Raw genomic sequence first — 12,978 nt, 5'->3', positions numbered from 1 at the left:
TTATATCTTTCTTATATGACGTTATGAATTAGTTATATGTTTCAGAATAGGGTGTGGTGGGATAACTCTAATTGTTCTTTAAAAGATTAATTTATGATCGTTACCTCCTCATAACTCTCTAACAGCATCACCCAATAATCATTGGTTACCCCCAAATCTAAATAAGATTGGTAATATCCGACGGGGTGATCCATTACACTAATAGCGAATTTGAATTGGTCTGTTACAGCCATACTATATGATTGAAGTTGCTTTTTCATATGATCTAGATCATTTTTTTGTTGACCGGTTAATAGTATTTCCTCCTTATCTATACTCGCTTGTAAATTAATCATATAGGAGTGAAATTCATAAACGACCGACTGTGCATGGTTGCTTACGTTATCCTTCTCAAGTTCCCCCAATTGGATTGCAAATCCTTCCAAGTCTTGTATTTCTAGATATAGCTCCCAGAAACTTTTCATTAACTCATTTGCTTGAGATTTACTGATTGTCCCATTCTCTAAAACTACCTCGATCATCTCTGACGTATAAGTAGGAAGTGAGGATATAGCGGCTTTATCTGCAATCACACGAGACAAATAATCTTCATAGGTCTTATTTTTACTCTCGGAAAGTACCCACAACGCACAAAAAATGATCAAACCCAAGCTTAACACTATATAAATCAAGTAACGCCCTTTCAATTCATCTCCTCCTTTTACTATTAACGATGAACACCCTCATAAAACCTAGTTATATATAATTAATATGCAGTAGGTTAAAGCAAAATCATGAAACTAAGCTATTCTATGCACTGGCGAGTTTATGGTCTTCATGATAAATTGATTAAGTAGATTATTGCTCGGTTTTTAATAGGAGGTGCCTGCATGGAAATTAAACTAAATCAAAAAATCATCAAAGAACGATGTGGAGCTGTTTCCTATAAAAAGGGGGAAGCCTTTTATCGTCATGAAAGCGTAACTGTTGAGGAGGTCACTTCGGATGCTCTCCATGCTACAGTGAAAGGAATGGAGGATTTTCATGTCCATCTTAAGAAAAGCAGAAATGGATTTACGGCGACTTGCAGTTGCCCGTCATTATCTTCTTTTCAAAAGGATTGCCAGCATATTGCTGCAGTATTAATTACTTGGCAGAACTACCAGCAAGAACAGGCATATGATGAGTCTGTTTCTAATCAGCCAATTGATGGAGAACTTTCGGAAGGTTTATTAGAACTATTCGGTTCGAAACCAAAGCCTAAGAGCGGACAGCAACGCCATTTTGAAAATAGAACGATATTGGAGACTGCTATTCTTTGTCAAGTGCTTTCTACTGAAGAGGAAGATTCGATGTTTGGTATTGGACTTCAGGTTGCTTCCGAGCATATTGACGATATCCGCGGATTTCTCGTGAAAATAAGCGAGGGTAGAAATCATGTTATCTCGAAAGAATTTACGTATGATCCAATTAAATTTTGTTTCGATTCCGATACGGATGCAGTAATTCAACAACTGATTCAACTAGTGGAAGACGAAAAAATGTATTCACAAGCAATGGAAATTAGAAAGGAAAGAAGTGTCCTTCCTGTTCCTGCATCATCTTGGAAAAGACTAGAACCGTTGTTGGTATCTGCACCAAAAGTGAAGTTACTATATGCAAGAAAAACCTATCATGATTTCCATTTATCAGATGAGAAGTTACCATTAACATTTGAATTTAACGGTACCGAGGAAAAGGGATATCGATTGATTATCAGTGGGTTAAGTAGCATGGTGATTTTAAAAGACTATGATACTGTTTTATTTTCAGGGAAAGTTATAGCAGTAAAAAGAGGAGAAACGGAACGACTCTATGAATTAAAGCAAATGCTGGATAAGTCCAGAACAAATGAAATTGCCATACCTCGCCATGGGCTTAAATATTACATGGAAAAACTATTACCACATTTAAGAAAAATGGGGGAGGTTCATTTATCAGGAGAAATTACCGCGGAGATACAAAAAACACCGCTGAAGGCAAAGTTGTATTTGGATCGTGTAAAACATCGCCTACTAGCTGGACTGGAATTTCATTATGAGAATGTGGTCATTAACCCATTGGATAATCAACAACCCAAGGTTGGAGCGATGATTATTCGTGATATGGAGAAGGAAGAAGAAATACTTCAACTGATGATGGATAGCCAATTTAACCAAACAGAAAGTGGTTATTACATTCAAAATGAAGAATTGGAATATAACTTCTTGTACCATGAATTACCTAAATTACAAAACTTAGTTCAAGTGTACGCGACAACCGCTGTGCGAACACGAATTTTACCAAAAACGATAATACCGAAAATCAAAGTGAGGCATTTTCGGGAGAAGAATCACTTTCTTGAATTTACGTTTTCCATCGATGGAATTACAGAAGAAGAGATTAAGGGAATTTTAGCTGCCATGGAGGAAAAGCGTAAATATTTCCGATTACGAAATGGTGTATTATTTTCTTTAGAGACAAAAGAGATGGAGCAAATCAACCGTTTCTTACGTGAAGTTCCTGTTCAAGATGATGAATGGGAGAAGCAGTTCAAAGTACCAGTAGTAGAAGGGCTTAGGTTGCTGAATTATTTTGATGACAGTGATACCGTCTCCATGGAAGCATCTTTTCGAGAGTTTCTAGAGCAGATTCAACAGCCAAAAAAATTAAAGTTTGATGTTCCGGAACAATTAGACGGAATTTTACGGAACTATCAAAAACAGGGCTTTAACTGGATGAAAACACTTGCGAACTTTGGATTTGGTGGAATTCTAGCGGATGATATGGGGCTTGGAAAAACCATTCAAAGTATTGCTTTTATTTTATCTGAGCTTTCTAGTATCCGTGAAAAAAAACAGCCAGCATTAATCGTGTGCCCCTCATCTGTAACGTATAATTGGCAAAGTGAAATTATGCGATTTGCACCAAATATTCAAATGGTGATTATCGACGGAAGCAAGGCAGAACGGATAAAGCTTCAAAGCGAGCTGGATAATATTGATGTAGTTGTTACGAGCTATCCATTACTTCGTAGTGATGTAAAGTGGTATGAGGAAAAGGACTTTCATGTTGTGTTTTTTGATGAAGCCCAAGTATTTAAGAATGCTTTAACTCAGACTGCACGTGTAGTAAAAAAGCTAAAAGCAACCCATCGTTTTGCTTTAACAGGAACACCAATGGAAAATAATTTAGAAGAGCTCTGGTCAATTTTCCACGTAGTTTTCCCAGAGTTGTTCTTAGGATTAAGAGAGTATAGTGAACTAACAAATAAGCAGATTTCCCGAAGAATACGTCCATTTATGCTGCGCAGGATTAAGGAAGATGTTCTTGGTGAATTGCCAGAGAAAAGGGAAACAGTGGATACGACTGAGCTACTGCCAGAGCAGAAGAAATTATATGCTAGTTATTTAGCTAAGCTACGTCATAAAACCTTAAGACATTTAGATAAGGACACCATAAGGAAAAATCGAATTAAAATCCTGGCAGGGTTAACGAGACTGCGTCAAATTTGCTGTCATCCGGCTTTGTTTGTCGATGGGTATGAAGGGACATCGGCAAAGTTTGAACAGTTGATGGGAATTGTGGAAGAAGCAAGACTTTCAGGACGCAGGCTATTGATATTCTCCCAATTTACAAAGATGTTGCATTTGATTGGGCAAGAACTAGCTAGCCGTGGGATTTCGCATTTCTATTTGGATGGACAAACTCCGTCAGAGGAAAGACTGGCATTATGTAACAGATTTAATGGTGGCGAACGCGATATTTTTCTTATTTCTTTAAAAGCAGGGGGAACAGGGCTAAATTTAACTGGCGCAGATACCGTTATTTTTTACGATAGCTGGTGGAACCCTGCAGTTGAAGAACAAGCGGCAGACCGTGCCCATCGCATGGGACAAAAGCACACTGTTCAAGTAATTAAGCTTGTGTCCAAAGGGACAATTGAAGAGAAAATGAATGTGTTACAAGACCGGAAGCGGCATTTGATTGAAGAGGTAATTGATTCAAAAGATGCACAAACAGGTACTCTCACAGATGAGGACATTAAGGATTTATTGAGTTAGCCGTATAAGACGTATTTTAATAAGGCTGTTTTGTAAAAGATTGTTGTTGATTACATAATTTGTATAGACTGTGCGGTGACAATTTTCCTTGATTCTTACTTAGTGAAAGTTTGTGCGATGACATCGCTCCGGCAGAATACTCCGCTTTCCGCGGGCACGGCCTCAGCCTCCTCGCGGAAAAAACGCCGCTGCGGGGTCTTCGGACACGTGCTGTTCCCGCAGGAGTCTACGTATTCTGCCTGCGCTAGTTAGAGTTTCCTAAGTATTTATTGTTTTATCACATGTTTTCAGTAATAAGTGCTGTCAATCTTTTTCAATATACATCATCAGCGAAGTGTATTTCCACCGCGGGTGCGTTGCTCAACCAAAAATAATTAGTTACCGCACAGTTTCCATCAACTGAGAAAGTAATAAAAACAAACTTTACCAAAACAGCCTTTAATAATAGTAAAATTAGGTTTGAGTGTTTTACTTTTCAGTGAAGCGCCAAACCGATCTTGTTTTTCTTGCATCGAATGCACTTTTGTATTCTTCTTCAAATGCATGTTTTACTAGAAAATCTCCTAAGTCTTCCGATAGCCAAAATTCGAAATCACCTATTTCTCTAGTTCCGTCACCAGGATCCTCAATATTCAGTCTCAACTCAAATGGAAATTCAGGTTCGCCGATTGTTTTGACGGGGATAAGAAGAGTTCTATCGTCTATTAGAGGTACAACAGGTTGTAGAGCAACGTTTATTTTTTTCGTGTTTGGCTCGAGTTTTAGACCATACTCTTCCCCTTTCGAAATAGTGATTTCGTCAAATTCTTCCTGTACTTCCTTGCCCTTTCTGCATTCTTTTGATTCCTAAGAACAACGATAATTAGAAAAGCTACCCATTTTTTTACTCTCATAAAACGTATGGATATAGGCATCTCTCCTTTAAAGCAGCGGACTTTTTGGAAAAAAAATCATTAATAATTAAAAATTACTTTGACAGATAGAGTACATTGGAATATAATTACTCTATCAGATAGAACTCTACGTGACAAAGTACTTTAGAGAAAGGAGTAGCAACTTGATTAGAAGTGATATTATTCGCGGGCATTTGGATTCCATTATTCTGCGGTTAATCTTAGAAAAGGATCGTTACGGCTATGATATATCAAAGGAGATTGCCCACCGTACCAATCAGCGATTCGAGATAAAAGAGGCAACATTGTATGCAGTTTTTCAACGATTAGAGAAAAAGGAATTAATTGAATCATACTTTGGTAGTGAATCTAAAGGTGGAAAAAGAAAGTATTACCGCATTACTACATTGGGAAAAGCTTATTTTAAAGAGACGGTTGCTGAATGGGAAGAATTGAAGGATGTAATTAATATTTTTATGGAGGGATTGGATTGAAAAAGCTAACGCAACATGTAAATGATTTGTTTAAGGACATTCCTGCAAGTGAGCGAAAAGAGGTAGTGATGCAAGAGGTTCTACAAAACCTGGAAGAAAAAGTCTGGGATTTAATGGAGCATGGGAAAGAAGAAGAAGATGCAATTAATAAAGCAATTGTTGAATTTGGTGACATTGATGAATTGAAAAATGAACTTGGGGTTTCGCCGGAGGCATCTGAACGACAACCAAGTATGTTAAAAAATAGAAAACTAAACTTGGAATATTCCATTTGGGGCAGCGTGTTGATTATTGGTTTGTTTACTTTTATTAACTTTTACTATACCCCGGAAATAATTTGGTTTGTATATCCTACATTTGCTGTATTATGGTGGCCCTTATCGATGTACTATCGTTGGTTAAAAGTAAAAAGGGGTGAGTAAGATGAAAAGATATCAATGGGGTTTTGTTGCATCTGGATCCGTATTAACGATTCTTTTTTTAATCGTGGTAAATTTTTTAACAAGTGAGGAGTATCCATGGTTTATTTATCCAACAGTTTTACTGTTATTATTGCCACTTGGGCTTTACTGCAGCATGGAGAAAAAACTTACCCTATTTTCAATGGTTAGTAGTTTTATCCTATTAGTCGTTTTAATTATGGAGAATTTTATTAAAACACCAGGCTATCCATGGGTACTTTATGCTGCTGCACCTATTATTCTATGGCCGATACTGTCTATTCTTGGTAAACGGAATTATAATATGTTTGTTGCTAGCATAATTAGCATCTTATTTATTTTTTATTACGCCATCTTAAATATGTATTTAGCCCCGTCAAATCCATGGGCGATTTTCCCAGCATTCGTCATTCTCTGGTGGCCGCTTACTATTTATCATAGTAAGAGAAATACTTTTTTTGCTTATTCCGTGAGTGCGGCACTATTTATCGGTCTGTTTTTCATCTGTATTAATGCTTTCTATTCACCAAATGCAATCTGGGCTGTTTACCCGATATTTGCTGTATTATGGTGGCCGTTGAGTATGTATTATTTCTACCATCGTAGGGCAGTTTGACTTGTGGGATAAACTTTCAATAACATAACTATTTCATTTTCAGAAATACTATAACTGGAGGTGAATAGTGTGTCAAAAAGAAAGGCTAATCCTTTAACAAATGGTTTAAGCTCACCAGAAATCGAAGGCCAAGGTACTACGAATAGGGAAACAGGAAGAAAAATGGTGGATTCTTCAAGGAAGAAGAAAAAGCGAACTTAACTATCATTTTTAAAAACAGGTGGCTAGAGTCTACCTGTTTTTTTAATGCGTTTTTTTCGCCAATCATTCTACGGTGTGTTGTTCATGCATAAAATAATTTGAAAATATAGCAGTGGAAAGGAGAGCGGTATGCTCGATATAACCTCTGAACAATTCATCATAAAGCCAGTATTTGCAACTATAATCTGTGAGCCTAATTGGCAATGGAAACGAAAGGTACCCCTCCCTAATTATGATCTGGTGTATGTTTGGAAAGGGGAAGGGAAGTTAGTTGTAAATGAGAAAGAGTATGTGCTCCAAAGAGGAAGCTGTTTCTTCTTTCTTCCAGGTGACTGGGTAACAGCCACACAGAACTCACAGAATCCCCTTCAATTAACCTATATCCACTTTGACTTAGAGAAAGAACCAAAAGTAAGACCCGTTTCTTTTCGTATCATACAAGAAACAATTATATTTGAGTCTCTTCTAACTAGATATGTTCGTTTGTTTTTAATAGAAACATGTTGGGCAGAAGCGGAGGCGAAATTAATCCTTAAACAATTAATGATCCTGTTATTACGAGAAGAACAGCAGATAGAGAGAAAAGCAGATCACATTCAACATACCATCTTATCAGCTATTAAAGAAGTGGCAAATCACGTGCAACAACATCCAGGAAAAAGTCACACATTGGAAAGTTTAGCAGCTCGTGCAAACTTTTCCCCGCGTTATTTTTCGAGAAAATTTAAGGAGATCATGGGTCAGCCTGTCCGGTCTTATCTTATAGAAGTTCGTATTAAAAGGGCGGAGCATTTGCTTTATTATACCGGTATGACAGTAACTGAAGTATCAGAAGCCCTAGGCTATACAAATCTCCACTTTTTTAGCAGACAGTTTAAACAATATACAGGGAAAAGTCCTTCTGACATTCGTTAATACTCTTATGCAGAACATCAACAACACCTAGCCATATTGGTTAAGGTGTTTTTTTATGTATGAAAAGGATAGGTATAAAAATGCAAATATTGTATTAAAGAGTCTAAATATTTTTCAGGTGCACGATGCTACCATTAAACTACACCCTCAACAAATGAAGTTATAAAATCTTTTAGGAAAGAGTGATAGCTATGTGTGGTATTACAGGATGGGTAGACTGGCAACAAAATATAAAACTGCAAGTATCGACCATTAATAAAATGGCTCAAACATTAGAGAAGCGTGGCCCTGATAGTACGGGAGTTTTTACTGACCAACATGCTGCCCTAGGTCATACGAGGCTTATTGTTGTGGATCCTTCTGGTGGGTCCCAGCCGATGACAAGGAAAACAAAGGAAGGAATAAGCTTTACTATTGTCTATAATGGAGAGCTTTATAATACGGAGGAGTTGCGTAAAGAGTTGTCTAGTCGTGGGTATGTTTTCCATTCCCATTCAGATACAGAGGTACTTCTATTTGCTTACATGGAATGGAGAGAAAGTTGTGTGGAGCGACTAAATGGTATTTTTGCTTTTGCGGTTTGGGAGGAGAGTCAAGAAAGGCTATTTATGGCAAGAGACCGGCTTGGGGTGAAGCCACTATTTTATACGTATCGAAATGGTTCTTTATTATTCGGATCAGAACTAAAAGCAATACTGGCGCATCCATCTGTTAAGGCAGAGGTAGACCGGGAAGGCTTGCAAGAAGTATTTGGATTAGGTCCCTCCCGCACACCAGGTCAAGGTATTTATAGAGGGATAAAGGAGTTAAGACCAGCCCATGTTCTTTTGTTCGATCGGAATGGAATCCGAATAAATAGATATTGGAATGTGGAAAGCCGTAAACATAACCAAACACTTGAAGAAACGGTGGAACAAGTTAAATATCTTGTGGAGGATGCAATTGTGAGGCAGCTAGTTGCAGATGTTCCTGTTAGTACATTTTTATCAGGGGGGCTAGACTCAAGTGCAATTAGTGCTATTGCTGCGAATCATTTTAAACAGCAAGGAAAAGGAAAACTTCATACGTATTCGATTGATTATGAACAAAACAGTGAATTTTTTCAATCAAGTTTATTCCAAATCGATGAAGACCGACCATGGATAGAAAAAATGACGCAACATATAGGGTCTGTTCATCATGCAAAAACTATCTCGCAAGAAGTACTTGCAAATAGGTTGGAAGATGCAGTCAAAGCACGAGACCTACCGGGGATGGCTGACATTGACTCATCACTCCTCTGGTTTTCTGAGGAGATTAAACAAAACTTTACGGTGGCATTATCCGGTGAATGTGCAGATGAAATATTTGGCGGGTATCCTTGGTTTTCTAAAAAAGAATTACTACATGCAGACCACTTTCCATGGATGAAATCAGAACCTGAAAGACATGGACTACTTTTACCACATTGGCAAAAAAAGTTGAAACTAGCAGACTACGTACAACATCGATACCAGGAAACATTACTTGAGGTGCCAAGCTTAGATGGGGAAAGTTCTTCAGAATCGAGGCGCAGAGAATTATTCTATTTAAATATGACTTGGTTCATGGCCACCCTATTAGAGCGAAAGGATCGCATGAGTATGGGGGCTAGTTTAGAAGTGCGGGTTCCATTTGCCGATCATCGGTTGGTTGAATATGTGTGGAATATTCCTTGGGAAATGAAGATGTTAGAAGGAAGGGAGAAGGGGATATTAAGGAAGGCTTTAGAAGGAGTGTTACCTCATTCCGTTTTGTATCGGAAGAAAAATCCTTACCCGAAAACCCATCATTCAGCATATAGGAAACTAGTAAAAAACATGCTTACTAACATAATCGAAAATAAAAACTCTCCAATTCTAGAGTTGGTGTCTAAACAACAGGTAAAGGAAATTATTGATTCAGATGGGTCTTCCTTTAAGGCACCTTGGTTTGGACAGCTAATGACAGGTCCACAGCTCATTGCGCATTTAGCGCAAATAAATATGTGGTTGGAATTATATAACGTGGACATTGTTGACTAAGGTGATAAGTGGATTTTTCAAAATTTAAGGAGGAAATGAAATGGGGAAATCATATACAAAAGAAGAAATCTTAAAAATAGTAGCGGAAGAAGATGTCCGTTATATTCGCTTACAATTTACCGATTTATTCGGCATGATTAAAAATGTGGAAATACCAGTTAGACAGCTGGGAAAAGCGTTGAATAATCAAGTAATGTTTGATGGTTCTTCGATAGAGGGTTTTGTTCGCATTGAGGAGTCTGACATGTATTTATATCCAGACTTAAGTACCTGGCTCATCTTTCCTTGGGAGGCAAAGGAGAGTAAGATTGCGAGACTTATTTGTGATGTATATTTACCAAATGGAAATCCGTTTGCTGGAGATCCTCGGGGAATGTTGAAAAGCGTGTTGGGGGAGGCAAAGATGCTTGGGTTTACAGCCATGAATGTTGGACCAGAGCCGGAATTTTTCTTGTTTAAAACAGATGGAAGTGGCAACCCTACGATGGACCTAAATGATAACGGAGGTTATTTTGACTTAGCTCCGGTAGATCTTGGTGAAAACTGTAGACGGGAAATAGTACTAACGCTAGAGGGAATGGGGTATGAGATAGAGGCCTCCCATCACGAAGTGGCTCCAGGACAGCATGAAATTGACTTTAAGTATGCTAATGCAGTAGAGGCTGCTGACCAAATTCAAACGTTTAAACTGGTAGTGAAAAATATCGCGAGAAAACATGGACTTCACGCGACATTTATGCCGAAGCCACTTCATGGGGTAAATGGTTCAGGAATGCATTGTCATCAGTCACTTTTCCGTGGAAACGAAAACGCCTTTTATGATAAGAAGGATAAACTAGGGATGAGTGAAATAGCGAAGCAGTATTTAGCAGGAATTCTAAAGCATGCCTATAGCTTTGCCGCAATTACGAATCCAACGGTTAACTCCTATAAGCGCTTAGTTCCAGGTTATGAAGCACCAAGTTATATTGCATGGTCTGAGAAAAACCGTAGTCCACTCGTTCGTATCCCAGCTAGTAGAGGTATGAGTACTCGAATCGAATTGAGAAATCCAGATTCGTCTGCCAATCCTTATCTCGCTTTAGCAGTAATGCTTGCGGCGGGGTTAGATGGTATTAAAAGTAAAGCTTCATTGTGTGAACCTATTAATCAAAATATCTATCAAATGACAGATGGGGAAAAAGAGCATGCGGGTATTAAAAGTCTTCCAAAGAATCTGGAAGAAGCTATTACAGCATTTGAAACGAATAAAGTTATCACTAGTGTACTAGGTGAGCATATTAGTAACCACTTTATAGCAGCAAAACGAATCGAGTGGGAATCTTTCCGAACCCAGGTTCATGCATGGGAAAGAGAACAATATATCATGTACTATTAGGTTGAGAGGTGCCTGTTTGGAAGGCACCTCTCGTTAATTCTTGATTGGTGCTTCATTAGCTGGTGTTGCTTCAAAGCCCATTTTGCTAATTCGATTAATAATATCAATCATACTTACTAATTCCTTGTTGAAAGTTACATAGCCATCTTCCGTTTCATACTGCACCTTCACTTCGCTTACTCCAACCAACTTTGTAAGGGATTTTTCAACCTTTTTAGGGCAATCCTTACAATGCATTCCTTTTACTTCTAAGTAAACTGTTTCATTCATTCAGATCTTCACCACCTTAATTTTAATTAACGGTACATTATATGTTTGAGTTTGTTATTTATAATAGAAAACTAATACAAACATATCTTTTTAAACATTTAGTGAATTTTAGCTTGTTTATCACTGTTTTCACATATTATTCACAGAAATTTTATTGATTAGTTTATCGAATCTTGATACATTCTTGTTAGAGATTGTTGTGATTTGTTAAAGTTTAATCATTCGATTGCGGACAGGGGGTGAATGTATTGTTGCCAATTGAGCGACAAAAACGTATTAAAGAATTAATTCTTGATAGACATAACATGAGAATCTCAGAATTAAGCAATGAGATTGGTGTATCAGAAATGACCATCCATCGGGATTTAAAACCTTTAATTGAAGAAGGTATAGTTATTAAGACTTTTGGTGGTGTTACATTAGCTAGCAAACCCACTAGTAAACATAACGCTTCTGATGAGTGTATTTTGTGTAGTCGTAAAGTAAACGAACGTTTAGCTTATCGTCTATTTCTACCAAATAATACAATTGAAATGGCGTGTTGTGCCCACTGTGGACTGCTTCGTTCCCGTCAACTAGGAAACGACCATATTCAAGCAATTTGTCCAGACTTTTTACGGCAAACAACGATTAGTGCGAAAGTAGCTTGGTATGTTATGGATACTTCTATCCATATTGGCTGTTGCCATCCGCAAATATTAACCTTTGAATGGAAAGAACATGCCGACAAATTCGTTAAAGGATTTGGTGGGAAAGTATATAGCTTTAGTGAAGCGATGGAGTCTATTTTTGAAAAGATAAACGGAAAAGATTCATGTTGTAGCAAACAACTTTAAATAAAATTTTGGAGGACTGAAAAATGAGAAGAAAAATTTTGATGGTCATGTTCCTATTACTTCTAACGGTTTTAGCTGCATGTAATAATGATACAGAGAATAAAGCGGAGCAAGACACGGAAGAGGTAAAAACATTAGTAGTTGATTTTGAAGTACCGGAAAAAGCGGATGTTGGTGAGACAGTGGTATTAAAGGCTACTGTAACATATGGTGACGAAGAAGTGAAAGATGCTGACGATGTCAATTTTGAATATTGGCTACAAGGTGACGAAGATAATACGACAACGATCGAATCTACTAATAATGAAGATGGTACATATACTGCGGAGGTTTCCTTTGAATCTGATGGTGTTTATGAAATATATGCTCATACAACTGCAAGAGATTTACACACTATGCCTAAAAAGTCGATTACAGTCGGTGAAGGTGTAAGCACTGATCATGGGGATGGACATGATAATGATGAAGATAGTCACGAACATGGTGGGCATGACCTTGCGGAAGGATTTAGTATGCATTTTGTAAAACCTGAGGATGTAAAAGTAAATCAAGAAATAGAGCTAATGGTACATTTACAATTGGATAATGAGCCACTTGAGCAAGCTCGAGTTCGTTATGAAATCTATCAAGAAGGTTCTGAGAAACATGATTGGATTGATGTGGAGGAATCTGTTGCTGGAGAATACACAAATTCTCATTCCTTTATAGAAGAGGGTATGTATACAATAGTCATTCATGTGGAAAATGATGAAGGTCTTCATGAACATACAGAGCATCAAATGGAAGTAACGAAATAGAGTAGGAAATACCCAATAAACATTGGAAAGTGAAT

Annotated in this window: 13 protein-coding genes; 10 read left to right on the top strand and 3 right to left on the bottom strand. The window is 37.6% G+C overall.

All coding sequences use genetic code 11. The features are described 5' to 3' along the window. Positions 1-86 precede the first annotated feature (86 nt). Entirely contained in the window at positions 87-686 is a 600-nt protein-coding gene (locus K332_RS0110265; RefSeq protein ID WP_026907383.1) for a hypothetical protein, read from the bottom strand. Positions 687-869: 183 nt separating this feature from the next. Here K332_RS0110265 and K332_RS0110260 point away from each other — a divergent pair, with 183 nt between their 5' ends. Continuing rightward, on the top strand, positions 870-4,061 hold the full coding sequence (locus K332_RS0110260) for a DEAD/DEAH box helicase (protein ID WP_026907382.1): 3,192 nt from the start codon (positions 870-872) through the stop codon (positions 4,059-4,061). 468 nt (positions 4,062-4,529) lie between these two features. On the opposite strand, the gene K332_RS23945 is transcribed toward K332_RS0110260, so the two are convergent. Then, positions 4,530-4,703: a hypothetical protein gene (locus tag K332_RS23945; protein WP_156914179.1), complete on the bottom strand. Its 174-nt coding sequence runs from the start codon at positions 4,701-4,703 to the stop codon at positions 4,530-4,532. Between the two features lie 415 nt (positions 4,704-5,118). Between K332_RS23945 and K332_RS0110245 the strand changes: the two genes are divergently transcribed. The 7 genes from K332_RS0110245 (at position 5,119) to glnA (ending at position 11,040) form a co-directional block, all read left to right on the top strand. Then, the gene (locus tag K332_RS0110245; RefSeq protein ID WP_026907381.1) at positions 5,119-5,448 is read left to right on the top strand and encodes a PadR family transcriptional regulator; all 330 of its coding nucleotides are present in this window, start codon (positions 5,119-5,121) and stop codon (positions 5,446-5,448) included. Further along, positions 5,445-5,870, top strand: a complete 426-nt coding sequence (locus K332_RS0110240; RefSeq protein ID WP_026907380.1) for a permease prefix domain 1-containing protein — start codon at positions 5,445-5,447, stop codon at positions 5,868-5,870. The genes K332_RS0110245 and K332_RS0110240 overlap by 4 nt, the downstream gene beginning before the upstream one ends. 1 nt (position 5,871) lies before the next feature. Beyond that, positions 5,872-6,504, top strand: a complete 633-nt coding sequence (locus K332_RS0110235) for a hypothetical protein (protein ID WP_026907379.1) — start codon at positions 5,872-5,874, stop codon at positions 6,502-6,504. A 69-nt stretch (positions 6,505-6,573) separates the two neighbouring features. Further along, positions 6,574-6,705 carry a YuzL family protein gene (locus K332_RS23600; RefSeq protein WP_084287909.1) on the top strand — a complete coding sequence of 44 codons (132 nt, stop codon included), beginning with the start codon at positions 6,574-6,576 and terminating at the stop codon, positions 6,703-6,705. Between the two features lie 129 nt (positions 6,706-6,834). Next, the gene (locus K332_RS0110225; protein WP_026907378.1) at positions 6,835-7,620 is read left to right on the top strand and encodes a helix-turn-helix domain-containing protein; all 786 of its coding nucleotides are present in this window, start codon (positions 6,835-6,837) and stop codon (positions 7,618-7,620) included. Positions 7,621-7,811: 191 nt separating this feature from the next. Continuing rightward, positions 7,812-9,662, top strand: a complete 1,851-nt coding sequence (gene asnB, locus K332_RS0110215; protein ID WP_026907377.1) for an asparagine synthase (glutamine-hydrolyzing) — start codon at positions 7,812-7,814, stop codon at positions 9,660-9,662. 40 nt (positions 9,663-9,702) lie between these two features. Then, positions 9,703-11,040: a type I glutamate--ammonia ligase gene (glnA, locus tag K332_RS0110210; protein ID WP_026907376.1), complete on the top strand. Its 1,338-nt coding sequence runs from the start codon at positions 9,703-9,705 to the stop codon at positions 11,038-11,040. 33 nt (positions 11,041-11,073) lie between these two features. Here the strand turns inward: glnA and K332_RS0110205 are convergent, their stop codons facing one another. Continuing rightward, on the bottom strand, positions 11,074-11,310 hold the full coding sequence (locus tag K332_RS0110205; RefSeq protein WP_026907375.1) for a cation transporter: 237 nt from the start codon (positions 11,308-11,310) through the stop codon (positions 11,074-11,076). Positions 11,311-11,558: 248 nt separating this feature from the next. On the opposite strand from K332_RS0110205, the gene K332_RS0110200 reads away from it, so the two are divergent. Together K332_RS0110200 and K332_RS0110195 are read left to right on the top strand one after the other, a co-directional pair. Beyond that, entirely contained in the window at positions 11,559-12,146 is a 588-nt protein-coding gene (locus K332_RS0110200; RefSeq protein WP_026907374.1) for a DeoR family transcriptional regulator, read from the top strand. 23 nt (positions 12,147-12,169) lie between these two features. Further along, a complete protein-coding gene (locus K332_RS0110195; protein ID WP_026907373.1) occupies positions 12,170-12,943 on the top strand; it encodes a FixH family protein in 774 nt (257 codons plus the stop codon). The last annotated feature ends 35 nt before the right edge of the window (positions 12,944-12,978 follow it).

Source organism: Paucisalibacillus globulus DSM 18846, from assembly GCF_000482485.1.
Classification (GTDB): domain Bacteria; phylum Bacillota; class Bacilli; order Bacillales; family Amphibacillaceae; genus Ornithinibacillus; species Ornithinibacillus globulus.
This window is presented reverse-complemented; position numbering and strand designations above follow the sequence as displayed.